The following is a 25,514-nucleotide window of genomic DNA, read 5'->3' as shown; positions in this document are numbered from 1 at the left end:
CGACGGAGAGCCAGCATGGCGGATCAGCGGGGGGCGCGGCTTGTAAAAGATTGCATCTGGGCACGAAATTCGGCGGGCGTCAGACCGAATGCCTGGCGAAAGCCGTGGTGGAAGTGACTCTGATCGAAGAAACCGACCGCCAGCGCCACCTCGCTCACCGCCATCCCGCTCGCCAGCAGCCGTTTGCCCTGCTCCAGCCGCAGCCGTTTCAGCCAGGCGTAGGGGGTCATGCCGCTGCGCTTCTTGAACTGGCGCAGGAAGGCGAAACGATCGAGCCCGAGCAGCCCCGCCAGCTCTTCCAGCGAGTGGGGCTCGTCGAGGGCGGCCATCAGGTAGTCGCGCAGGAATCGCAGTTGGGGATCGGCCAGCTGGTGTACCTCAGGGGCCAGATGCAGCAGCTCCCCCAGCAGGGCGAGCAGCTGGCTCTCGATCAGCAGGCCATCGGCCTTGGGATTGTCGAGATAGCCGTGCAGCTGGGCAAAGCCCTGATAGAGGTCTGGGCGGCTCTGCAATCCCTTGTCGAAGAAGGGTTCCGGCTGCTCCGGCAGCCAAAGCGCCAGCTGCTGCGGATCGATGGCGAAGACCCGCACCTCGTACCCTTCCGGCAGCAGGCTGAGGCCGTCGTGCACCTCGTCCGGGTTAACGGTAGAGAGCACCCCGCGCACCAGATGGTGACTGTTCCCCTTGTGGATAAACTTCTGGCCACCCCGCTGCACCAGCCCGATATGGTAGTCGAGATGGACATGGCGGCCGTAGCTGAACGCCCTGTGGTGGGAGTGTGACAGCTCAACCCCCGGCAGGTGCGGGGATTGCCAGTAGCGGATGAGGGAATCGGTGGTACTCATGGCTTATAGATACACCAGAAGCGGGCCTTGGACTTGTAGATTATTGCACGCAACCCCCTCTCAACGCCCCCACAGCCGCGGGGTTGACTCCACCAGCGAGGCGAGCGGCACCCGCTCCACCATCTGACGCATACGCTGCACCAGTTCGGGATTGCCTTCCCCCAACGACTTGTTCAGCACAATATGCACCTGCAGTGGGGTGACCGGCAGGTAGATGAGGCGGGTCGCCGCAGGGAGCTTGGCACGAAAATGGTTGGCGGAAATATCGTTGGAGAAGAGCGCTGCATCGATGCGCCCGCGCAGCAACTTCTGCATGTTGCCATGCTCCCAGCTGAGCTGGGAGAGGGTGTCGATGTGGATCTGCGGATGCTGCAACAGCGGCGGCACGATCGCCTGACTCGACCAGCCGATGGTGGTGCCGAAGAGATCTTCCTGCCGTTCGACCGAGTGAAGTCGCGATGGCACCAGTACCACCAGCACTGGCCGCAGCAGCAACAGGTGGGGGTCGATATAGCGAAAGTGACGAGCACGCTCGGGACTGTAACTCAGCAGCGGGGTCAGATCGCACTCGCCGCTCTCGAGGTTGCTGAGCAGCCGCGCCACATTGAGCCCCTGCCACTCAATGATACGCCCGATCGCGGGTTCGATATGACGGCGAAAGTAGTCGATCACCGGCCCGGAGACCTCGCCCTGCTGATCGATGGTGACCAGCGGCGCCAGCTGAAAGACGCATCCCCGCAGTGGCGCGTTGATCGCCACGGCTTGGCTGATGGTCATAAGAGGGAGAAGAAGTGCCGATAGCAGTAATAACAAACGCGTGCCCGAACGAGAGATGCCCATAGGTGCCGACCCGATGCCCTGATAGCCATCAGCATGGCACAAGGCAAAGGGGCGGGCTATCCGCTCCTGCTGCGCTTCGACCTCTTGCGCCACCTACACCCATGACCAATGGGCCCCCGTTTTATTGCGGTGAAAATCAATAATTCCGCTGCTTTGATGGATTTTGGTCTCTTGAGATATAGTGCGGCCCCATTCATCAAACCGGCGGGTGAGCGCCCCGCCGGACAGGTAAATTCATGAGACTGTTTTTGCTGTTGTTGTCGTTGTTTGCTGCGACTGTAAGTTCTGATGAAAAGCCGCGCCTGCCCTATTACGACTGGGGTCGCTGCCCGTTTGAAGGTTGCACCTATAAGACATGGACCACCAAGCAAGAGGTGATCGTCAGAGCCGAGCCATCCCTGACGGCCAAAGCGCTGTTCCGGCTACCCCGCGGCCAGCAGGTGGAAGGGCTGACCGGGGTCGTCATTACCGAACAACCGGGGATCGTCGAGATACTCAGATCGGTCAAGCTGGGCTACAGCAAAGAGGGCAAAGGGCCGCTGTTGAATATGAAGGCAGGGGAAACGCTTTATATCCTCGGCGGACTGGGCGAAGGCAATAGCCTGTTCTGGTACAAGGGCAAAACCTACATCCTCGATTATGACTATGCGCGCAAAGAGATCAGATACGGCCGGTCACCGCAGAACCGGTGGTGGGTAAAAATCCGGGACAAGCAGGGGCGTGAGGGTTGGGTTGCCGAAGCCAAAAACTTCGCCCATATGGACCGTTTCGAATAGTGACAGCCAGCCCCCCGAGATCGGGGAGCTGGCCGTGGATGACTCACTGCTTGGGTTGCAGCTTCATCTCTTGCAGATACTCCAGCACCTGGGTTTTGTAGTCCACCTGATAGGAGAACTTGGTGCTGTCGCACGCCGCAATCAGGTTGACCGCGGTGCAGAACAGGGTGGCTGCCAGCAGCCCCTTGCCAACCCACTGCGGATAACGACGGCTCCAGCGCACCAGTAACAGCAGGATCGGGAACAGGGCGTAGGGGAATATCAGCATCAGGTGCCAGTAGTTGAAGATGATGGGCGAGAGGGCCGCACTCACCAGCACCGCCAGCACTGCCGCCAGCGCATAGAGACCGAGCCAGCTTTCACCATCCACTGGCGCGCGGTCGCTACGCAACAGACGCGGCTTGAGTTCGCGCCACAGCTGCCAGTTGGCCTTGGCCGCCAGCAATACGGTCGCCGAGCCGACCCCGTAAATCACCACCCGCCACAGCCAGACTGCCGCCATCTGCAGGTATTCGTGCCCCGCCAGCCAGATGAACTGGGTGTCATTGACCAGTTTGCTGGCAAACAGCCAGGAGCCGTAGCGCAGCCAGTAGAGCACTGATTTCAACACCGGATAGACGTGCACCAGCCCCCAGCCGATATAGCGCTGGCGCGCCTCGGGATCGACGTTTTGGGTGATGTGGCTGTTGCTCATCACTTCCATCACGTAGGGGATCAGGGAGGCACCGATCAGCAGGGTAGCCACCACCACCCCGCTCCAGCTCACCTTGAGAATGCGGCGCCAAAACAGATAGGTGGACATCACCGCCAGCAGCGGCCAGGAGTAGTGCAGTTGCATCGCCATACCGATGGCCAGCAGGTGAACGATCATGTGCCAAAAGGAGGCCCGCTCGCGCATATGCCAGGCCGACCAGCAGTGCATGGCCGAGAAAAGGAACAGATAGGAGGGGTTGTAGAGTAGACTCTCGTACTGGAACCAGGGGTTGAGCCAGCAGAGCACCAGAAACAGCAGACGCACCCTGTCATCAAACACCTGACGGATCACCGCATCAAACAGCAGGAATCCGACCAACCGCATCGCCAGCAGCAACACCATGGGGGCATAGGGAGAATCCCACAGCAGCAGCGGCCCGCCAATCAGCCAGGCCGACAAGCTCCCCGGCACATTACCCACCGCACTCGCCGCATTGCCATAGCTGAGCCAGACCCCCTCATAAGCCCCAAGGTAACCCTTGTAGAGCATCTGGGTCTGATCGCCGGTGAGGAGTTGGTGATCGGAAAACAACCAGGAAAGCAACAGCCCGGCAAATATACAGGCCGCGAATAATGCGTTATGGTAGCGCCCACTAAGACCAATCATTGATCCATACCTATTGAAAAAATTGCTAACGACTTTAACAGTTGCCACCTGATTTTGCTCGTTTACGATTCACATTTTTAGTAGATTTACCAGTCAGTTATGAGACCCGCGGAGCAGTTATGACCCCACCAGTTAAAAAGTTTTTATTCATTGTTGAAGACTTGTATGGTGGTGGTGCGGAAAAGGTTTTGCTCAATACCGCATCATTGCTAAAAGATGCCGGTGCAGATGTAACTTTGTTTACCTTGCGGGAAAAAATAGACCATACGCTACCTGACAACATTCACCCGATTAATCTTGGCATTGTCACAAAGCTGACTAAAGCTATATCCAATGTTGCGGTTGAAAAAATACAAGCGTCGCTGATCCTGAAAAGAATCAAAGAGATTTCACCTGACGTCATCATCTCATGCTCATGTGATAAAATTACCAGGCACCTGCCTGATACACTGAATATCTATTACTGGATCCACGGTAATGTCACCGGTTTTGCCAAAGACAATGCCAAAGGATATGAAAAATTCAAGCGCTTCTATAATGGCAAGAAACTGATCTGCGTATCTCGTGGTATCGCGGACGACATTTTGCAAAATGTAAAAGCTACACCCAAATCGTGTCAGGTTATCTACAATCCTTTTGATATCGAGAAAACTCAGGCGTTGGCCAATGAGCCTTTCAGCAAGCCATTCGACAAGTATTTTATCCATGTTGGCACCTTCGAAGAACGAAAACGCCACGATCGTCTCTTGCAGGCATATCAGCTAAGTGGCGTTGATACGCCACTCGTCCTGATGGGCAAAGGGGAGCGACGCCCTCACATTGAAGCCATGATCGAGGAGATGAACCTTGCCAACAAGGTGAAAATCATCGATTTTCAGAAGAATCCCTATCCCTATATCAAAGCGGCCCAAGCACTTATCCTGACATCAGATGCTGAAGGATTGCCAACAGTGCTTATTGAAGCACTTATCTGCCATACCCCGGTGATCAGCGTGGATTGTCCGTCTGGACCGGCAGAGATTCTTACTGGGTCACTGCAAGATAACCTTTGCGCCCTTTTTGACATTCCCAAAATAGCGCAAAAAATATCTCGTATGGATATTGATAAAATGCATATACCAGATCATTTTTACAGCCCATTCTCTAGTACAGAGACCATAAAATCATTTATGTCACTTTAGTTTATTAAATTTAATGAAATAACATTGAAATGTCATTTTGAGAGCTAATCCAATGAATATCCTATTAATAGGTATTGATAACGCAGGGCTCATTACCCCGATAGTTGAAGAGATGCGACAGCAAGGACACGCGGTTACATTTATTGAGAATGGGGAAATATCTATATATGATTACCTGCATCCAGTAGAGAGAATATCAAACTTAATTTCAAAGGCTCTGTTTAAAAGGAATTTAAAACAAGAAAGAAGCTGGCTGTCGACAACCCAGTTTTTGAATGGTTTTACAAAAAACCGCCACTTTGATATCACTATCCTCACTAATCCTGATATTTACACGGCAGAACATCTGACACAGATCAAAAAATGCACCAACAGGATGATTTGCCACCTGTGGGACAGTACTCTCAGAATGCCAAATAATATCAAAAACATTTCACTTTTTGATAAAGTTTTGAGCTTTGATCCGCAAGATGTTAAAAAGTATGGTTTTACACCAGTAACTAATTACTATAAAAATAATTTAACCCCACTCCAACCAAACAGAAACTATGATGGTGATGTGTTTGGTATTTTTAGTTTTGATCGTGAACGCTACGCCTTTATAACTGCATTTCTGGATGCCAACCCAGGCTTAAAAATTAAAATCATGATTTATGTTGATCACCACCGAAAGATCAAAAAAATAAGAGACAAGAGAATCGAAATAATTACCAAGCCAATTACTGGTGATGAACTATTGGCAATCTCATCGGCTTATCACTGTATTCTTGATATAGGATACCAGTCACAAAAAGGCTTGTCTTTTAGATTTTTTGAGTCTCTTGCCTATGAACAAAAAATAATATCAAATAACAATACCGCAGAGACATATCCGTTCTTTCATCCCAACAATATATTTTGCATAACAGATGAAGATCTAAAAGTATCACCTGACTTTTTAGCGATCCCTTATCATCACATATCTGACGAGATAAAAAATCAATACAGACTAGATATATGGGTAAATAAATATATCAAGGCGATGCTTTAATTTTTATTCTGCACCAGGCTATGGTGCAGAAATTTAAATTATTGTGTTATGTACTGAACATACCAATCATTAAATTGATTCTCAAACTCATCCATATTAATGTAGTTTACACTTTGTTCTTTTTTGACATCAACATACATTACCATGGCTTTCTCAAAATTTGGTAACCACTCCCGGTTTTCACCTTTACCAAAATTGTCATTATATATTCCAAATATAGGCTTTTTAAGCCCTGCGGCAATGTGTACTGTCGCGGTATCTACAGACACGATACCGATACTATTTCTTATTTGAGCGAATAGAATACCTAAAGAATGGGATGAGTCATGTGTGATAACTCTTTCCCTTAAGATATCAGGCATTCTCCTGATATTGTGTTCTGTTTCAATTTTCTTTATCGGTGGATAGAGCAAACATACATTATATCCAGGCTTGCTCAACATAACCTTCAGGATCTCGATAATTTTTTCATCATTAAATGATCGCGCGCTGCCACTACCGTAAGGATTAAAACAGATTGTGGGATTATCAGGCCAGCTAGATTTAACGCTTGACTCATCTTCAAGATATTCTGGAACAATATAATCTGTATCGGGGTTATCAATCCCAATTTTATTAACGGCCAAGGCAAATTTCTGTGAGAAGTGAATATTCTTGGTTAAATGACCAATTTTAATATTCACACATTTTATTTTGTCATCTATGCCAATAACATTTTTTACAGATAATTTTGAGATAAAGAAAATATCTTTCATCTTCATTTCATTAGTAAGATGAACAAGATATTCAACATCTCCTATATCTCTAGCCAATGAGGCGAGTGCTGCATAACTTGGTCTTTTCGGAATAGAATAAACTTCATCAAAAAGAAATTGGTTTTTAAATAAAGACCTCATCTCAGGAGTTGTAATTGCAACTACTTTTTTGCCTGGAAACTTCTTTTTTATTTCACGAGCAACCCAAGATGATACTATGGCATCCCCCAATTTGGCATCCCAACGAACAAAGACTATAGCACCATCATCACTTGAAGCTGATTTCAAAGACCGGTCAAAAAGCACAATCCCTATTTTACGACGAATGATATCGCGCCATGATTGCAATTTCTTAATCATTTTCTTCCCTCCAGAGGCGATACCTTTATTGTGGTAGTTAAAGCCGAAAATAAAAACATGAAGAATATCATCCCGGAGTTATGACTTATAAATGCTTGACTCAAGCTATAATCAACAAGAGTTAATGATGAAACCGCCAACATACTACTAACCAACAAGTTATCTCTATTTTTACTCGCAACCCAAAGTGGATAAAAGTACAGCAGAGCTAACATCAAGAAGCCTATAATGCCGCGTTTAGCCAATTCATCTAAAAATTGATTATGTGCATGTGAGTTAAAATTATAAATGAACTCGGATATAGAACCATTATTATATTGGTTTAATTGTGATAAGCGAATGCCGTTATTTCCCCAACCAAAAATTGGTTTTTCCAAAAAAGAGTTATATGCACTTTCCCACAACTGCAATCGAATGCCTAGAGATGTATCCGGGTTCACACCATCAAAATAATGAACAACATCTGCTTTCGCATTATATATCCTGTCCATTACGCCACTTTGCGGAAGCATAGCCAAGAAAAACAATAAGGCACATACTGTACTTGCATAGAGACCATCTTTGAGGGATAGCTGTTTTCGAAAATAAAAAACTATTGTAAACAATACGATTGGAAGTAAAACCCAGCCACCTCTGGTCCCGGAGAGAAAACTGCCTATCCCCCCCATTAAAAATGAAAGAAGCATAATGGCAGCAATGCTTTTCTTCCCTAAATGGCGGAACCAAAAAAAAGCACATAGACATAACAATGCCAATGTCATGCTGATGTTGCCTGACTGAATTGGCATGCTTTCATCAAAAGCTCGTGGCATTCCTAAATAAACTTTCTCATATATCGCAATTAGACCTGAACTAATTGCTCCAATAGAAAGCCCCGCAATAAACACATTAATATTCACGGGAAACAAACTCAATAAAGGCAATGTCATTGCAGCCATTAATAGGCGACTGGGTCGGTCTAACTCTTTTAGAGCACCACCATCAATCCAGATTGACACTGCCTGGATGATAAAAAAAGAGATGAATATATATGATAATATTTTTACCTCAGAACTCATTGCCACATAATACTTTTTACGCCAAAAGACAAAAACACTTGCCAAAACTAAAATGCTAGGCCCATATCCATAGCCACTGGGAACAGTTAAAACTATTGCACCAAATAAAAAAGCTGCAAATTGCACAATATTATTTAGTCGTAAGTACTTTTTATCTAAATTCACAAGTCATTTCCTAAACACATAATTACCGCGAATTTTGCGCCACAATCCGAACACATCGGTTCGGGGGAAGATAGCAATCCGGCGGATCTGGTAGGGGTCCTGGTGCATCGCTTTGGGGCCGCTATTGGTAGCAACGGCAAAACGATACCCGGCAGCGATAGCCTGCTCCTTGGCACTCTCGTTCATATCTCCGTAAGGGTAGGCAAACGAGAGCAACGAATGGCCAAGCAGGGCCTCCAGTTGGCGTTTATTCTCCTGAATTTCATGGGCTTGTTGTTCGGGTGTGAGCTTGCTCAAGCGGGGGTGAGTCAGGGTATGACCACCAATTTCCACATGACCGCTGGCGGCCAACGCCTTGACCTGCTCACCACTCATCAATGAAACCTTGGTGTCCGGATTGGTCGGATGCTCCACATCCCAACGGTTATAACCTTCGCCAGTCACCACGTACACCACAGCTTTATAACCATATTTTTCCAGCAGGGGCAGCATGCGGGTCAGGTTGTCCTGATAGCCGTCATCGGCGGTGATCATCAGGTACTTCTTGCCGTATTGCAGACGGTGGATAAAGCCTTTGTCCGCCAAATCGCGGAAAGTCAGGGTTTCGTAGCCGAGCCACTTCATCAGTCGCAGATGCTTCTCGAACATGGTGATCGGCATCCAGGTGCCATGCACCCCTTTCTCGCTATCCTGTTCGATAAAACGGTGGTACATGATGACGGGCATCTCGCGGCGCAGGGTTTCGACTACGGCATCCTGATAGATGGTTTCGAGGCCAGATACTACCCCCTGCAAGCCATACTCATCTTGAATGCGTTGCCGAATGGCTTCCGGCACCGTCTTGCTGGTCAAAGCGGTCTCGATTTCTCCCTTAAGGGCAGCAAAATCGATAGCCAGATCCTTGGGGCCGATATCGCCAAAATTGCTGGCCAGAGCATCATCCAGATTCTGTTCGGTCACCAGACCAATGGCCCTGGCTTCACCAATGGCAAAGGCGGGCCGACCACAGAGCAGTGCTTCCATCGCTACCCGACCGGCACCGATCACCAGATCGCAACTCGCCAGCAGAGCGGGGACATCATCGACATAGCCAACAAACTCGGCGCGTCCTTCGAAACGGGCAAAGCGCTCCGGTACCTTGGTACCGCTGACAATCCGCACCTTGCAGGCATCCAGGTCGAGCACTTCATCGAGCAGACGGTAACAGAGCTCCCCTTTGGGGCCGCTCAAACGGCCAATGATGGCAATCACCGGCTTTGGGTTGTCCGGCGCAGGCACAGGCTGGAATTTGTCGATTTCGATACCGTTGCGCAGCACCTGCACGATGGCAGGATCCACCCCCAGATTGTCGACAATTTGATGGGCAATATCCTCACAAACGGCAACCGCCCTAAGCCCAAGGGCATGGAATGCCTTGCGCGAAGCATGCACCGGCTGGCGACCATGCACCGTGGTGATCATCGGGGTGCCAGTCAGCTTACAGGCCACATAGCTGCTCCAGCCGGAGGCGCGGGAGTGAGCATGCACCAACTGGATATGGTGCTTCTTGATGAGATAGATGAGGTAGAAGACGTGCCAGAAGCGGCGCAGAATGCTGCGCTTGTTGAATCTCAGCTTGAAGACGGGGCCAAGCGTCGGCTTGGTCAGGGTATCTGACACATAAAAGACGTTGTGACCACGCCGGGTCAGTTCGTTACCGACCGTGGTGGCATAGACCTCAGCTCCCGTTACCTCGAGCTGGGAGAGTGCCATCAATATATTCATCGCGCGGTTACCCGGTAGAGAAGAGAGGAACGGCAAGCAGCCACAGAGACCAGAAACCGGAAGCAGGCGAGTGCCCACTTCCGGTTTTGCGCTCAAACTGCTGCGTTGTGCTCACCCGTTAGCGGTTGAGCCAGGCCATGTAATCCGCTACCCCTTCGGCAACGGTTTTGAACTCGGCGTCATAACCCACGCTGCGCAGCTTGGTCATGTCAGCCTGGGTGAAGCTCTGGTAGCGACCCTTGAGGTGATCCGGGAAGGGAATGTACTCGATGGAACCCTTCTGATGATGCTTGATCACCGCTTCGGCCACGTTCTGGAACGGCTCGGCACGGCCGGTACCACAGTTGAAGATGCCGGAGTGCTGCGGGTTCTGCCAGAACCAGAGGTTTACCTTGCAAACGTCGTCGATATAGATGAAGTCACGCATCTGGCCACCGTTCGGGAAGCCATCGCAACCTTCGAACAGCTTGGGATTCTCGCCCTTCTTCACCTGGGTATTGAGGTGGAAGGCAACGGAAGCCATGGAGCCTTTGTGCTGCTCGCGCGGGCCGTAGACGTTGAAGTACTTCAAACCGACAACCTGAGAGTTGATCTCCGGCATCCAGCGGCGCACGTACTGGTCAAACAGCTGCTTGGAGTAGCCGTAGACGTTGAGCGGCTGTTCGAACTTGGGATCTTCGATGAAGTTGTCGTTGCGGCCACCGTAGGTCGCGGCAGAGGAGGCGTAAATAAACGGAATTTCGCGCTCGATGCAGTAGTGGAACAGATCCTTGGAGTACTCGTAGTTGACCTCCATGATGAACTTGCCGTTCCACTCGGTGGTCGCAGAGCAGGCGCCTTCGTGGAAGATCACCTCGATGCCGTTGTCCCACTCTTCAAACTCGTCGCCGGAGACGATGCGCGCCTGAAACTCGTCTTTGTCCATGTAGTCAGCGATGGTCAGATCGACCAGGTTGACGAACTTGGTGCCGTCGGTCAGGTCATCAATGACCACGATATCGGTCCGTCCTTGAGCGTTCAGCTGCTTGACCAGATTGCTGCCGATAAAGCCAGCACCGCCAGTTACTACGATCATGGAGTTTGCCTCTCGTACGTTGATGGCTACATGTGACTGCTTGTTAAAGCTGTGTATAGTGAGCCAATTTGAAATTGCCGAAAAGTTTATCACGGGCCGTCCGGGGATTCGACCTTGTTCAAAACTGCCCCGAGCGGAACCTGTTGGAGGAATGAGTGATGAAAACCAGAGACAGGATCATTCACAGCGCGACCGAGCTGTTCAACGATCAGGGTGAACGCAACATCACCACCAACCACATTGCGGCGCACATGGGCATCAGCCCGGGCAACCTCTACTACCACTTCCGCAATAAAGAAGACATCATCCACTCCATCTTCGACCAGTATGCCCGCCACCTGAGCGAGAGCTTCGTCCCGACCCGCAACCGTGAGATCACCCTGCAGGATCTGATGGGCTATCTGGATGCCATCTTCTATCTGATGTGGCAGTTCCGCTTCTTCTACGCCAATCTGCCGGACATCCTGAGCCGTGACGAACCACTGCAACAGAAGTACCTCAAGGCCCAGGAGCAGATGCGTTCTTCCGTGGTCGCGCTGCTCAGAAGCCTGCGCGAAGGCGGCATTATCGATGTCAGCGATGAAGACCTGCCGGATCTGGGCCAAACCATCAAGATGGTGGTGACCTGCTGGATCCCGTTCCAGATTGCCCAGGCCCCCAACACCCGCATCACCAAACCGCTGCTCTATCAGGGCGTATTAAAGGTGCTGTTCCTGCTGCGCCCCTATGTGCAACCTCAGGTGGCCGGACAGATCCAGCAACTGGAACAGCACTACCGTCAGCTGGCCCAACCAGCTGGGTGAGATCTGTTTCACATTTGTTGAATATCAGCACAATCATTTGAATTTACCGCAACAGATTGCAGTAAAATGTCGCCCTCTGTTGATACGCAGCTGAAATAGTCAATAAGGATCGAGGATGTCTAACGGATTCTATCGTCACCTGACCGAGCAACTGAACCAGGTGCAAGCTGAAGGGTTGTACAAGCAGGAGCGCATCATCACCTCCGCCCAGCAGGCCAGCATCGCCGTCGGCGGTGAGCAGGTACTGAACTTCTGTGCCAACAACTATCTGGGGCTGGCCAACCACCCGGATCTGATCGCCGCCGCCCATCAGGGACTCGACAACCACGGCTTCGGCATGGCCTCGGTGCGCTTCATCTGCGGCACCCAGGATCAGCACAAAGCGCTGGAGCAGAAGATGTCTGCCTTCCTCGGCACCGAAGACACCATCCTCTACTCCTCCTGTTTCGATGCCAATGGCGGCCTGTTCGAGACCCTTTTCGGTGCCGAAGATGCCATCATCTCCGATGCCCTCAACCACGCCTCCATCATCGATGGCGTGCGGCTGTGCAAGGCCAAGCGCTATCGCTACGCCAACAACGACATGGCCGAGCTGGAAGCCCAGCTCAAGCAGGCTGATGCTGACGGCGCCCGCTTCAAGCTGATCGCCACCGACGGCGTCTTCTCCATGGATGGCGTCATCGCCGACCTCAAATCCATCTGCGATCTGGCAGACAAATACGATGCGCTGGTGATGGTGGATGACTCCCACGCCGTCGGCTTTATCGGCGAAAACGGTCGTGGCACCCACGAATATTGCGGCGTGATGGATCGGGTCGACATCATCACCGGCACTCTGGGCAAGGCGCTCGGCGGCGCATCCGGCGGCTATACCTCCGGCAAGAAAGAGGTGATCGACTGGCTGCGTCAGCGCTCCCGCCCTTACCTCTTCTCCAACTCGCTGGCCCCCTCCATCGTTGCCGCCACCATCAAGGTGATCGACATGCTGGCCGAGGGTCACGACCTGCGCGCCCGCCTGAAAGAGAACAGCCGTTACTTCCGCGAGCGGATGAGCGCCGCCGGTTTCACTTTGGCAGGCGCCGACCACGCCATCATTCCGGTGATGCTGGGGGATGCCAAACTCGCCTCCGAAATGGCAAGCCGCATGCTGGCAGCCGGCATCTATGTGGTGGGCTTCTCCTTCCCGGTCGTGCCCAAGGGCCAGGCGCGCATTCGCACCCAGATGTCTGCCGCTCACACCCGCGAGCAGCTGGACAAGGCGATCGACGCCTTTATCCGCATCGGCCGTGAACTCGGCGTTATCTGATTTGAATCAAGGGGCTGCAGCCCCTTTTTTCTGCATTCATATTGAAGGAACAGCCATGAAAGCACTCTCCAAACTGCACAAAGAGGTCGGCATCTGGATGACGGATGTGCCGGCCCCCGAGCTCGGCCACAACGACCTGCTGATCAAGATCCGCAAAACCGCCATCTGCGGCACCGATATCCACATCTACAACTGGGACGAGTGGTCCCAGAAGACCATTCCGGTACCCATGGTGGTCGGCCACGAATATGTCGGCGAAGTGGTCGCCATCGGTCAGGAGGTGCGCGGCTTCGCCATCGGCGATCGGGTCTCCGGCGAAGGGCACATCACCTGCGGTCACTGCCGCAACTGCCGCGCTGGCCGCACTCACCTGTGCCGCAACACCATTGGTGTTGGCGTCAACCGCCCGGGTGCCTTTGCCGAATATCTGGTGATCCCCGCGTTCAATGCCTTCAAGCTGCCGGACAACATCCCGGACGAGCTGGCCGCCATCTTCGACCCGTTCGGCAATGCGGTACACACCGCCCTCTCCTTCGATCTGGTGGGTGAAGATGTACTCATCACCGGGGCAGGCCCCATCGGCATCATGGCAGCCGCCGTCTGCCGCCATGTGGGTGCGCGCCACGTGGTGATCACCGACGTCAACGAATATCGACTGGAGCTAGCCCGCAAGATGGGCGCCACCCGCGCGGTCAACGTGGCCAAGGAGAAGCTGGCCGACGTGATGAGCGAGCTGGGCATGACCGAAGGCTTCGACGTGGGGCTGGAGATGTCCGGCGTCCCGAGCGCCTTCCAGGAGATGCTCGACAAGATGAACCACGGCGGCAAGATCGCCATGCTTGGCATCCCGCCCTCCACCATGGCCATCGACTGGAACAAGGTGATCTTCAAGGGGCTGTTTATCAAAGGGATCTATGGCCGCGAGATGTTCGAGACCTGGTACAAAATGGCCAGCCTGATCCAGTCCGGGCTGGATCTCTCCCCCATCATCACCCACAGATTCCACATCGACGAATTCCAGCAGGGGTTCGATGCGATGCGCTCCGGCCACTCCGGCAAGGTGATCCTGAGCTGGGATAAATAGGCCGTTTCACCCCTTGGTTACCCGAAACCCGGCGAATGCCGGGTTTCTTTTTATCTCCACCACCCGAATTGCCGTGATATCGGCCAAAACTTTGCACGCAGAGTGTTTAACACTTCACACACAAGCGTTTAAATGGCTGTAACTATTCGGTTATAATCCCGTCGTTTACATGGATAATAAAAGACTGCTGGGAGTATATGAGCGTGTTGAAAAAACTGAGCTATTTGCTGGCTGTCGGGATGACGGCCGCCAGCTTGTCTGGGGCAGTGCTTGCTGCCGATGAGATGTCACCGGAAGCCATTGCCGAGCGGATCAAACCAATCGGTCAGGTCTATACCGCCAAGGATCTGGAAGGTATTGCCGGCGCGAGTGCTGCACCGGCGGCGGCCGCCTCTTCCGGTCCCCGCGATGGCGAAACGGTATACAAAGGCGCCTGCTTTGCCTGTCACGACACCGGCGCCGCCGGTGCCCCCAAACGGGGTGACAAGGCAGCCTGGGATCCTCGCATCGCCCAGGGCATTGATACTCTCAAGAAACATGCCATTGAAGGCTTTACCGGCAAGTCCGGCATGATGCCTCCGCGCGGCACCTGTGCGAACTGTAGTGATGAAGAGATTGAAAACGCCATCCACTACATGATCGACAAGCTGTAAGTATTTGAAAGGGCCGCAATTGCGGCCCTTTCAATCTATCGGCTTCCGACTACTCTTGTAAGGTAGACATATCGGGAGTTGCACATGTCGGCCCAATCCATCGAACCCCACTACTCAACTCCTCTGTTGGCGTTGGTCTCTGCCATTATGGACTTCCCGGCGCCACAAACCGCCACGTCTGACGATTACGATGCACTGATCCAGCAGATTGACCAACTCTGCCCGCTGCAACATTTCGGCATGCTGGGCCTCTCCGATACCGGTCTGAACTGGCTTTACGCCTACAAGGTCAGCGACATCTTCAAGCAACAGCTGGGCCGTGAGCAGTCCCGCATCACCGATCAACTCACCCAGCTGGATGAAGCCGAAGGGTGGTGCGTCTTCCCCATCGAGCATGGCCAGATACAGTGGTTGCTGGCGCGTGGCACACCAGCCGACCTGCCGACCCTGCGTCTACTGCTGGAGTGTCTGGCCAAACGGCTGACCGAAACCCAGGCGGGCTCCCATCTCACCGAGCTCCCTTCGCCGCTGATCCGCAAAGACCCGAACTGGAAAAAGAAAATCGAGAGCATCAGCCGCATCATGCGGCTCGCCAATACCTTGCCGGCCCAGGCGCTCTTCTCCCAGCTGGAAGCGGTACTGCGCCAGATGCTCACCATCGAGGACATGCTGCTGGTCAGGCTAACCAGTCAGAAGCTGGAAAAGATCTACCCCGCCCATCCCCATCAGGGAGACGAGTTCATCAGCGGCTTGTGCCACAGCACCAGCAATATCGAGGTGAGCAGGGAGTCCCGCTACTGGCACAGCATGCCGCTGCGGCTGCAACAACAGTACTTCGCCCACTTCATCATCAGCACGGCTCAACCGCTGGAGACCGACGACAAGCTGTTTCTCGACTTCCTGCGTGGCCAGCTCACCCTGCTGCTGGAGCTGAGACGGATCCGCCAGCAGCTCAACGACATCAATACCGAAGACTCCATCAACCAGCGGCTGCAACAGCTGCGTCAGACCAACCTCAGGCTGCAAAAGCAGCTCAAGCAGCATCAGGAGCTGGAACGGCGGCTGCAATTCGATGCGCTTCACGACCCGCTGACCCAGCTGCCCAACCGCGCGCTGTTGATGAACCACCTCAACCACGCCATGACCCACTACAACCGCTACAAATCGCCGGGATTCGCGGTAATTTTTATCGATGTGGATCATTTCAAGCAGATCAATGACACCCTGGGCCACAGCGCTGGCGATCAGCTGCTCAAGGAGGTGAGCCGCCGCCTGCAGACCTGCATCCGGCAAAACGATCTGGTGGCCAGACTGGGGGGCGACGAGTTCGTTATCTATCTGGACAGCAGCAAGAGCGACGATGACATCAGCCCGGTGCTCAACCGCATTATCAGCCGTCTCTCCTACCCGTTCCGGCTACTCGGCAACGAGCTGAGCATTACCGTCAGCCTTGGGGTATCGAGCGTCTCCGAGCAAACCTCAGATATCAGCCAGCTGCTCCATCAGGCCGATCTGGCCATGTATCAGGCCAAGCGCAATGGCCGCAGTCGCATCGTCAGCTACTCGGATGATTGCATCAACCAGAACTGGAATTCGCCGGAAGAGATGCTGGCCAGAGCCCTGCGGGAGGGGCGTATCGTCCCCTACTTCCAGCCGGTGATCCGGCTGCAGGATAGCCGCCTGACCGGACTGGAGGTGATGGCGCGCTGGCTGACCGAGGAGGGCATCCTGAAGGATGCGTTCGACTTTATTCCGCTGGCAGAGCAGTGCGGCCTGATTCTGGAGCTGGATTACCAGATCCTGCGCCACACCTGTCAGCAACTGAAGAACTGGCTGCCAATCTCCGGGCAGGGCAAGTTCAAGATCGCCATCAATCTGTCGGGCAAGCATCTGGTCAACCATGACCACATCATGCGACTGATGGGGATCATCGAAGAGGAAGGGGTCGCCCCCGGCTATCTGATTTTTGAATTCAACGAGCGGGAGCTGTCGCGGCAAGATTCCGATGCGCTGGCATCCCTGCACGAGCTGCGCGCCAAGGGTATCCAGATCAGCCTCGATGATTTCGGCACCGGCTTCTCCTCCCTCAACGCCTTGTTCCACTTCCCGGTGGATTACATCAAGGTGGATGACAGCTTTACCCAGAGGATGCTGCAATCGCCCAAAGATTTGGCGCTGATCCGCGCCATGCGGGATATCTGTCAGGATCTCGATTACACCCTGGTGGTCGAGGGGATCGAGAACCAGCAGCAGTTGCAGAAGCTCATCGATATTGGCTGCCGGATGGGGCAAGGGCGCTATATCTCTCCGCCCATGCCGGGAGCAGATATAGTGCCGCTACTGACCCCGGCCAATCCTTAGGGTTAATCCTTCTTGAACAACGCCCGCAGGTTGGCAACACCGACCTGCCCCTTCTGCTGGCGCTCCTCGGCCGTCACCTTCTTCTGGTTTTCCCATTCAAGGTCATCCTGCGGCAGCTCCAGCAGGAAGCGGCTCGGCTCCGGACGTACCGACTCGCCAAACTGGCGCCGCTCCTTGCAGAGGGTAAAGGTCAGCTCGGTCTGGGCCCGGGTGATGCCCACGTAGGCGAGACGCCGCTCCTCCTCGACGTTGTCCTCGTCTATGCTGGTCTGGTGGGGGAGCAAGCCCTCCTCCATCCCCACCATGTAGACATAGGGGAACTCCAGCCCCTTTGAGGCGTGCAGGGTCATCAACTGCACCTGATCCGCGTCGTCCTCCCCCTCGTTGCGCTCCATCATGTCGCGCAGGGTGAGGCGAGTGACCACCTGAGCCAGCGTCATCGACTCTTCCAGCTCATCTCCTTCCAGCATCTCGGTGATCCAGCGATAGAGAGTAGAAACGTTCTGCATCCGCATTTCTGCCGCTTTCGGGCTGGGGGAGGTCTCGTAGAGCCACTCTTCGTAGTGGATCTCCTTGATCATGTCCCGCACCGCCTCCACCGGATTGCCACGCAGCGCCTGATCGCCAAGGCGTACCAGCCAGTTGGTGAAGGCCTGTAATGCAGTGAGGCCACGGCCTGAGAGGTGCTGCTCCAGCCCCAGCTCGAAGCTGGCGGCAAACAGGCTCTTGCCGCGCTGATTGGCATACTGACCCAGTTTTTCGAGGGTAGTGGGGCCGATCTCGCGACGCGGCAGGTTGACCACCCGCAGGAAGGCTGTGTCCTCATCCGGATTCACCAGCAGCTTGAGGTAGGCCATGATGTCCTTGATCTCGGTGCGGGAGAAGAACGAGGTGCCGCCGGAGATGCGATAAGGAATCCGGTTGGTCATCAGCGCCTTCTCGAAGATGCGCGACTGATGGTTGCCCCGATAGAGGATGGCGTAATCCTTGAACCGGGTGCGGTTCATAAACTTGTGGCCCATCATCTCGGCGGCGATCCGCTCCGCTTCGTGCTCCTCGTTCTTGGCGAACAGCACCTTGAGCTTCACCCCCTCATCAAGCTCGGAGAAGAGCGCCTTGTCATAGACGTGCGGGTTGTTGGCGATCAGGATGTTGGCGCACTTGAGGATACGCCGCTTGGAGCGGTAGTTCTGCTCCAGCTTGATCAGCTTGAGACTGGGGAAATCCTCGCTCAGCAGCACCAGATTCTGCGGCTTGGCACCGCGCCAGGAGTAGATGGACTGGTCATCATCACCCACCACGGTAAAACGGGCCCGCTCACCGACGATCTGCTTCACCAGCTCGTATTGGCTGGTGTTGGTGTCTTGGTACTCATCGACCAGCAGATAGCGGATCTTGTTCTGCCAGCGCTCGCGCACCTCCTGATTGCTCTTGAGCAGCAGGGTCGGCATCACGATGAGGTCGTCAAAATCCAGCGCGTTATAGGCCACCATCTGGCGGTGATAACGCTCGTAGAGCTGGGCCATCAACACCTCTTCCGGCCCACGGGCGATACGCATGGCGCGGGCGGGCAGGATGAGGTCGTTCTTCCAGTTGGAGATCTGGCTGATAAGGGCCGAGAGCTTGTCCTTGTCGTTGTCGAGCTCGTCTTCAGTCAATTCTTTCAACAGCGCCAGCTGGTCGGTGTCATCGAACAGGGAAAAGTTCGCCTTGAGATTCAGGCTCTTGTGCTCCCGGCGGATGATATCGAGCCCCAGAGTATGGAAGGTGGAGACCATCAGCCCCCGCGCCTCCTTGCGACCCAGGGTCTGGCCGACCCGCTCCTTCATCTCCCGCGCCGCCTTATTGGTAAAGGTGACCGCTGCTATGTTGCGCGCACTGTAGCCGCACTGCTGCACCAGATAGGCAATCTTGTTGGTGATGACGCGGGTCTTGCCCGATCCGGCACCCGCCAGCACCAGGCAAGGGCCGGAAACATACTTGACCGCTTCGTTCTGATTGGGGTTGAGCTTCATGGGCCGGATCTCTTGGCTTATGATGAGGGGCGGCATTGTACCAGAAATCACCCGACGAGCCGTACCTGCTGCACGGCAGGCAACCGCCCATCTGGCTTATCGCGCCTTGTGTTCGGGCGCTATTTTCAGGATCATGGCCGACCTTTCGAGATGATGACTTTTTCCAGATGATGAGGGGAGCATGAATCAGCAACAGCACAACCAACTGCGCAGCCAGTTTCCGGCCTTGGCGCAGGAGGTAAACGGCCACCCTCTGGTCTATCTGGACAACGCCGCCACCACCCAGAAACCACAAGCGGTACTGGATGCCATCGCTCACTACTATGGGGTCGACAACGCCAACGTGCACCGCGCCGCCCATGCGCTGAGTGGTCGCGCAACTCGCGCCTTCGAGGCCGCCCGCGAAACGGTCGCCCGCTTTATCAATGCGCCACGCTGCCAAGAGGTGATCTGGACCCGTGGCACCACGGAGGCGATCAATCTGGTGGCCCAAAGCTGGGGGATGAGCGAGCTCAAGGCGGGGGACGAAATTATCCTCAGTACGCTGGAGCACCACGCCAATATCGTCCCATGGCAACTGGTCGCCCAGCGTACCGGTGCTGTGATCCGGGTCATCCCGCTCAATGAGCGGGGCGATCTCGATCTGGCCGCCTATCACGCCATGCTGGGGCCACGGACCCGGCTGGTGAGCGTGGCCCACGTATCCAATGCCCTCGGTACTGTCAATCCGGTCACCCGGATGGTGGCTGCCGCCAAAGTGGTTGGCGCCGTGACGCTGATCGACGGCGCCCAAGCGGTGGCTCATCTCGAGGTGGATGTGCAAGCCATCGGCTGCGACTTCTACGCCTTCTCCGGCCACAAGCTCTATGGCCCGACCGGCATCGGTGTGTTGTGGGGCCGCACCGAGCTATTGGAGCGGATGCCGCCCTGGCAAGCCGGTGGCGAGATGATCGATCGGGTCAGTTTCAGCGGCACCACCTTCAATACCCTGCCCTTCAAATTCGAGGCGGGCACCCCCCATATTGCTGGCGCTATCGGCCTCGCCGCCGCCATCGACTTTGTGATGGGGCAAGATCGGCAATGGCTCGTCAAACATGAGCAAGCGCTGACAGACTATCTGGTCGCAGGCCTGCAACAGGTGCCGGGGCTGCGTCTGGTCGGCGAACCCGGCCAACGCGCCGGTGCGGTCTCTTTCTTGCTCGACGACATCCACCCGCAGGATGCCGCCACCCTGCTCGATATGCAGGGGATCGCCCTGCGAGTCGGCCATCACTGCGCCATGCCATTGATGGAATCACTCGGGATCGGCGGCACCATGCGCGCCTCGCTGGCTTGCTACAACAATCGGGACGATGTCGACGCCCTGCTGGCCGCCCTGCACAAACTCAGTGACTTCTTCTAAGGCAGACAACCGAATGAGTGACCTCGCAAGCTATACCCAGATTGGCCTTGAGCCCAACGCCGACACCATCCGCCAGCAGTTTGCCGCCGCCCACGGCTGGGAGAACCAGTACCGGCTCATCATCCAGCTCGGCAAACAGCTGCCAGCGCTACCCGGCGAATGGCAGCAGGAGGAGTTTCGCCTCAAGGGGTGTGAAAGCCAGGCTTGGCTGAAGGGAGAACAAAGCGAGGATGGCTGCTGGCATTTTGCCTGTGATTCCGATGCCCGCATCGTGCGCGGGCTGATCGTTATCGTGCTGGCGGCGCTTAACCACCAATCGTCTGCGGCGATCCAGGCTTTTGATATGGAAGGGTATTTTACCGAACTGGGGCTTGAGAAACACTTGAGCCCGTCACGAGGTAACGGGCTCAGAGCGATCGTGCTGGCGATCCGGGAGCAGGCGGTCTAACTCGCCTTGTTCAGTGGTCGATTAGGCTTCGCTAATCGACCCAGCATCTTCATTCCCTGCCTCTTTCTCGGCTCGGGCGCCCCGCTCGGCAATCTTCTTCAATACCCGGGACGCGGCAACCAGCCCGAAGGTTGCCGTCACCGGCGTCACGGCGCCAAAACCGGAGGCGCAATCCATCTTCATGGTGCCATCGCTGGCCGCCTTGGCCTGACAGGTACCCCCATTGCCATCTGGATAACTCAACTGCTCGGTTGAGAAGACACACTCCACTCCGAATTTGCGCGCAGGATTCTTGCTGAAGTTGTGCAACCGGCGCAGGTCGGAGCGAACCTTCGCAGCGAGCGGATCCTGAATGGTCTTAGCCAGATCGGCCACGGTGATTTGGGTCGGATCCATCTGCCCACCGGCACCACCCGCGACGATCACCGGGATCTTGTTGCGCTTGCAGAAGGCAATCAGCGCCACCTTGGCCTTGACCGAGTCGATGGCGTCCACCACATAATCAAACTCCCGCTTGATATGCTCGGCCAGGTTATCGGCGGTGACGAAATCATCCACCTCGATCACCTCGCAATCCGGGTTGATGGCGCGAATACGCTCGGCCATCACCTCGGTCTTGAGGCGACCGACCGTACCCTGCATAGCGTGGATCTGGCGATTGGTGTTGGTGATGCAGATATCATCCATGTCGATCAGGGTGATCTGGTTGATACCGGCGCGGGCCAGCGCCTCGGCCGTCCAGGAGCCCACACCGCCGATCCCCACCACACAGACTTTCGCCTGGCTAAAGGAACGCAGGGCACTCTGACCATAAAGACGGGCAATGCCCCCGAATCGTTGTAGATATTCTGCTTTCATACCACCACCTTGCTTGAGGGCGGCCATTATAACGGCAACCACCGCCAGCCGCGATGGCAGCACCGGAGAAAATTGGGAAGGAAAAACAGGGAAAACGGCAGAGAACAGAGAATAAAAGGTCAATTATTAGACGATTCAATAAATTGCAGGCAATAAAAAACCCCGCTCGATGAGCGGGGTTTCTTGTATTGGGTGCCTGGCAGTGTCCTACTCTCGCATGGCGAATGCCACACTACCATCGGCGCTACCGCGTTTCACTTCTGAGTTCGGCATGGGATCAGGTGGTTCCACGGCGCTATGGCCGCCAGGCAAATTCTTTAATCTAGAAAGCTGACGTGAGTAACGACTTGGTCATTATCACTGAATTAGTAGTTCGTTCATTCGCTACAAGGCCAGAAACACTTCTTGGGTGTTGTATGGTTAAGCCTCACGGGTAATTAGTATGGGTTAGCTCAACACGTCGCCGCGCTTACACACCCCACCTATCAACGTTGTGGTCTCCAACGGCCCTTTAGGACCCTCAAGGGGTCAGGGATGACTCATCTCAGGGCTCGCTTCCCGCTTAGATGCTTTCAGCGGTTATCGATTCCGAACTTAGCTACCGGGCAGTGCCACTGGCGTGACAACCCGAACACCAGAGGTTCGTTCACTCCGGTCCTCTCGTACTAGGAGCAACTCCCTTCAATCATCCAACGCCCACGGCAGATAGGGACCGAACTGTCTCACGACGTTCTGAACCCAGCTCGCGTACCACTTTAAATGGCGAACAGCCATACCCTTGGGACCGACTTCAGCCCCAGGATGTGATGAGCCGACATCGAGGTGCCAAACACCGCCGTCGATATGAACTCTTGGGCGGTATCAGCCTGTTATCCCCGGAGTACCTTTTATCCGTTGAGCGATGGCCCTTCCATTCAGAACCACCGGATCACTATGACCTACTTTCGTACCTGCTCGACCTGTCCGTCTCGCAGTTAAGCTGGCTTATGCCATTGCACTAACCTCCTGATGTCCGACCAGGATTAGCCAACCTTCGTGCTCCTCCGTTACTCTTTGGGAGGAGACCGCCCCAGTCAAACTACCCACCAGGCACTGTCCGCGAGCCCGATTCAGGGCCCTGCGTTAGAACATCAAACATACAAGGGTGGTATTTCAAGGACGGCTCCAGCGCAACTGGCGTCACGCCTTCAAAGCCTCCCACCTATCCTACACATGTAGGTTCAATGTTCAGTGCCAAGCTGTAGTAAAGGTTCACGGGGTCTTTCCGTCTAGCCGCGGGTACACCGCATCTTCACGGCGAATTCGATTTCACTGAGTCTCGGGTGGAGACAGCATGGCCATGGTTACACCATTCGTGCAGGTCGGAACTTACCCGACAAGGAATTTCGCTACCTTAGGACCGTTATAGTTACGGTCGCCGTTTACCGGGGCTTCGATCAAGAGCTTCGCTTGCGCTAACCCCATCAATTAACCTTCCGGCACCGGGCAGGTGTCACACCCTATACGTCCACTTTCGTGTTTGCAGAGTGCTGTGTTTTTGATAAACAGTCCCAGCCATCTGGTCACTGCGACTCCCGACAGCTCCATCCGCAAGGGACTTCACCATCAAGAGCGAACCTTCTCCCGAAGTTACGGTTCTATTTTGCCTAGTTCCTTCACCCGAGTTCTCTCAAGCGCCTTGGTATTCTCTACCCGACCACCTGTGTCGGTTTGGGGTACGATGACTTGTAATCTGAAGCTTAGAGGCTTTTCCTGGAAGCAGGGCATCAATGGCTTCCGCACCGTAGTGCGTTCGTCTCGTGTCTCAGTGTTGTGTCTCCGGATTTGCCTAGAAACACCGCCTACGCACTTTCACCAGGACAACCGTCGCCTGGCCCACCTAGCCTTCTCCGTCCCCCCATCGCAATTACAAGTCGTGCAGGAATATTAACCTGCTTCCCATCGACTACGCCTTTCGGCCTCGCCTTAGGGGTCGACTCACCCTGCCCCGATTAACGTTGGACAGGAACCCTTGGTCTTCCGGCGAGGAGGCTTTTCACCCCCTTTATCGTTACTTACGTCAGCATTCGCACTTCTGATATCTCCAGCATACCTCTCGATACACCTTCGCAGACTTACAGAACGCTCCCCTACCACTCACACATAAGTGTGAATCCGCGGCTTCGGTGCCTGGTTTGAGCCCCGTTACATCTTCCGCGCAGCCGACTCGACTAGTGAGCTATTACGCTTTCTTTAAATGATGGCTGCTTCTAAGCCAACATCCTAGCTGTCTGAGCCTTCCCACATCGTTTCCCACTTAACCAGAACTTTGGGACCTTAGCCGGCGGTCTGGGTTGTTTCCCTCTTCACGACGGACGTTAGCACCCGCCGTGTGTCTCCCGGATATTACTTACTGGTATTCGGAGTTTGCATGGGGTTGGTAAGTCGGGATGACCCCCTAGCCCAAACAGTGCTCTACCCCCAGTAGTATTCGTCCGAGGCGCTACCTAAATAGCTTTCGGGGAGAACCAGCTATCTCCGAGTTTGATTGGCCTTTCACCCCCAGCCACAGGTCATCCCCTAACTTTGCAACGTTAGTGGGTTCGGTCCTCCAGTTGATGTTACTCAACCTTCAACCTGCCCATGGCTAGATCACCCGGTTTCGGGTCTACACCTTGCAACTAGACGCCCAGTTAAGACTCGGTTTCCCTACGGCTCCCCTATACGGTTAACCTCGCTACAAAATGTAAGTCGCTGACCCATTATACAAAAGGTACGCAGTCACCCCGAAGGGCTCCCACTGCTTGTACGTACACGGTTTCAGGTTCTATTTCACTCCCCTCACAGGGGTTCTTTTCGCCTTTCCCTCACGGTACTGGTTCACTATCGGTCAGTCAGGAGTATTTAGCCTTGGAGGATGGTCCCCCCATATTCAGACAGGATGTCACGTGTCCCGCCCTACTCGATTTCACATCAAGGTCGTTTTCGTGTACGGGGCTATCACCCTGTATCGCCGGTTCTTTCCAGGACCGTTCCACTAACTTCCAAGATGCTTAAGGGCTAATCCCCGTTCGCTCGCCGCTACTGAGGGAATCTCGGTTGATTTCTTTTCCTCGGGGTACTTAGATGTTTCAGTTCTCCCGGTTCGCCTCTGTTACCTATGTATTCAGTAACAGATACCCGAGTTATCTCGGGTGGGTTTCCCCATTCGGAAATCTGTGAGTAATAGCGTCTCTTACCGACTTCTCACAGCTTATCGCAGGTTAGTACGTCCTTCATCGCCTCTGACTGCCAAGGCATCCACCATGTACGCTTAGTCACTTAACCATACAACCCCAAGAAGTGTCGGTGAAACCGGCACAGCTTGTTGTCGTACAACAAGGACCAAATAAAATT

19 protein-coding genes and 2 rRNA genes are annotated in these 25,514 nt (G+C 54.2%); 10 read left to right on the top strand and 11 right to left on the bottom strand.

Annotated elements, in window-relative coordinates; translation table 11 throughout:
• Positions 1–23: 23 nt before the first annotated feature.
• Positions 24–845 carry a helix-turn-helix transcriptional regulator gene (locus WBR25_RS00420; protein ID WP_139399884.1) on the bottom strand — a complete coding sequence of 274 codons (822 nt, stop codon included), beginning with the start codon at positions 843–845 and terminating at the stop codon, positions 24–26.
• Between the two features lie 60 nt (positions 846–905).
• Entirely contained in the window at positions 906–1,622 is a 717-nt protein-coding gene (locus WBR25_RS00415) for a substrate-binding periplasmic protein (protein ID WP_479749237.1), read from the bottom strand.
• Positions 1,623–1,921: 299 nt separating this feature from the next.
• On the opposite strand from WBR25_RS00415, the gene WBR25_RS00410 reads away from it, so the two are divergent.
• Complete coding sequence (locus WBR25_RS00410) at positions 1,922–2,461, top strand: hypothetical protein (protein ID WP_479749235.1); 540 nt, start codon at positions 1,922–1,924, stop codon at positions 2,459–2,461.
• A 43-nt stretch (positions 2,462–2,504) separates the two neighbouring features.
• On the opposite strand, the gene WBR25_RS00405 is transcribed toward WBR25_RS00410, so the two are convergent.
• Positions 2,505–3,704: a 3-deoxy-D-manno-octulosonic acid transferase gene (locus WBR25_RS00405; RefSeq protein WP_479749836.1), complete on the bottom strand. Its 1,200-nt coding sequence runs from the start codon at positions 3,702–3,704 to the stop codon at positions 2,505–2,507.
• 236 nt (positions 3,705–3,940) lie between these two features.
• Here WBR25_RS00405 and WBR25_RS00400 point away from each other — a divergent pair, with 236 nt between their 5' ends.
• Complete coding sequence (locus WBR25_RS00400) at positions 3,941–5,002, top strand: glycosyltransferase (RefSeq protein WP_407959043.1); 1,062 nt, start codon at positions 3,941–3,943, stop codon at positions 5,000–5,002.
• Positions 5,003–5,054: 52 nt separating this feature from the next.
• A complete protein-coding gene (locus WBR25_RS00395; protein WP_479749233.1) occupies positions 5,055–6,032 on the top strand; it encodes a WaaS/CpsH family glycosyltransferase in 978 nt (325 codons plus the stop codon).
• Positions 6,033–6,070: 38 nt separating this feature from the next.
• Here the strand turns inward: WBR25_RS00395 and WBR25_RS00390 are convergent, their stop codons facing one another.
• The 4 genes from WBR25_RS00390 to rfaD all read right to left on the bottom strand — a co-directional run bounded on the left by WBR25_RS00390 (position 6,071) and on the right by rfaD (position 11,209).
• Positions 6,071–7,147: a glycosyltransferase family 9 protein gene (locus tag WBR25_RS00390; RefSeq protein WP_479749231.1), complete on the bottom strand. Its 1,077-nt coding sequence runs from the start codon at positions 7,145–7,147 to the stop codon at positions 6,071–6,073.
• Complete coding sequence (locus WBR25_RS00385; protein ID WP_371167163.1) at positions 7,144–8,370, bottom strand: O-antigen ligase family protein; 1,227 nt, start codon at positions 8,368–8,370, stop codon at positions 7,144–7,146. Before WBR25_RS00385 ends, WBR25_RS00390 begins: the two co-directional genes overlap by 4 nt.
• 3 nt (positions 8,371–8,373) lie before the next feature.
• Complete coding sequence (locus WBR25_RS00380; protein WP_479749228.1) at positions 8,374–10,134, bottom strand: bifunctional glycosyltransferase family 4 protein/polysaccharide deacetylase; 1,761 nt, start codon at positions 10,132–10,134, stop codon at positions 8,374–8,376.
• 118 nt (positions 10,135–10,252) lie between these two features.
• Positions 10,253–11,209, bottom strand: coding sequence for an ADP-glyceromanno-heptose 6-epimerase (gene rfaD / locus WBR25_RS00375; RefSeq protein ID WP_040069912.1), 957 nt, complete (start codon positions 11,207–11,209; stop codon positions 10,253–10,255).
• A gap of 158 nt (positions 11,210–11,367) precedes the next feature.
• Between rfaD and WBR25_RS00370 the strand changes: the two genes are divergently transcribed.
• The 5 genes from WBR25_RS00370 to WBR25_RS00350 all read left to right on the top strand — a co-directional run bounded on the left by WBR25_RS00370 (position 11,368) and on the right by WBR25_RS00350 (position 17,416).
• The gene (locus WBR25_RS00370) at positions 11,368–12,012 is read left to right on the top strand and encodes a TetR/AcrR family transcriptional regulator (RefSeq protein ID WP_005340848.1); all 645 of its coding nucleotides are present in this window, start codon (positions 11,368–11,370) and stop codon (positions 12,010–12,012) included.
• A gap of 115 nt (positions 12,013–12,127) precedes the next feature.
• Entirely contained in the window at positions 12,128–13,318 is a 1,191-nt protein-coding gene (locus tag WBR25_RS00365; protein WP_265061881.1) for a glycine C-acetyltransferase, read from the top strand.
• A 55-nt stretch (positions 13,319–13,373) separates the two neighbouring features.
• A complete protein-coding gene (gene tdh / locus WBR25_RS00360; RefSeq protein WP_005340852.1) occupies positions 13,374–14,402 on the top strand; it encodes an L-threonine 3-dehydrogenase in 1,029 nt (342 codons plus the stop codon).
• Positions 14,403–14,599: 197 nt separating this feature from the next.
• Positions 14,600–15,055, top strand: a complete 456-nt coding sequence (locus tag WBR25_RS00355) for a c-type cytochrome (protein WP_019444987.1) — start codon at positions 14,600–14,602, stop codon at positions 15,053–15,055.
• Between the two features lie 84 nt (positions 15,056–15,139).
• A complete protein-coding gene (locus WBR25_RS00350) occupies positions 15,140–17,416 on the top strand; it encodes a putative bifunctional diguanylate cyclase/phosphodiesterase (protein ID WP_100652217.1) in 2,277 nt (758 codons plus the stop codon).
• Positions 17,417–17,418: 2 nt separating this feature from the next.
• Here WBR25_RS00350 and rep read toward each other — a convergent pair whose 3' ends face one another.
• Positions 17,419–19,431: a DNA helicase Rep gene (rep, locus tag WBR25_RS00345; RefSeq protein WP_069529784.1), complete on the bottom strand. Its 2,013-nt coding sequence runs from the start codon at positions 19,429–19,431 to the stop codon at positions 17,419–17,421.
• A gap of 181 nt (positions 19,432–19,612) precedes the next feature.
• Here rep and WBR25_RS00340 point away from each other — a divergent pair, with 181 nt between their 5' ends.
• Both WBR25_RS00340 and WBR25_RS00335 read left to right on the top strand, forming a co-directional pair.
• Complete coding sequence (locus WBR25_RS00340) at positions 19,613–20,833, top strand: SufS family cysteine desulfurase (RefSeq protein ID WP_479749224.1); 1,221 nt, start codon at positions 19,613–19,615, stop codon at positions 20,831–20,833.
• A 13-nt stretch (positions 20,834–20,846) separates the two neighbouring features.
• Positions 20,847–21,281, top strand: coding sequence for a SufE family protein (locus WBR25_RS00335; protein ID WP_201948443.1), 435 nt, complete (start codon positions 20,847–20,849; stop codon positions 21,279–21,281).
• 21 nt (positions 21,282–21,302) lie between these two features.
• Here the strand turns inward: WBR25_RS00335 and tcdA are convergent, their stop codons facing one another.
• From tcdA to WBR25_RS00320, 3 genes are all read right to left on the bottom strand, one after another.
• Entirely contained in the window at positions 21,303–22,139 is an 837-nt protein-coding gene (gene tcdA / locus WBR25_RS00330; protein WP_100652211.1) for a tRNA cyclic N6-threonylcarbamoyladenosine(37) synthase TcdA, read from the bottom strand.
• 194 nt (positions 22,140–22,333) lie between these two features.
• Positions 22,334–22,448, bottom strand: a 5S ribosomal RNA gene (gene rrf, locus WBR25_RS00325).
• A 107-nt stretch (positions 22,449–22,555) separates the two neighbouring features.
• Positions 22,556–25,445 (bottom strand): 23S ribosomal RNA (locus WBR25_RS00320).
• Between the last annotated feature and the right edge of the window lie 69 nt (positions 25,446–25,514).

The sequence above is a fragment of the Aeromonas sp. MTB genome (assembly GCF_056632455.1).
This window is presented reverse-complemented; position numbering and strand designations above follow the sequence as displayed.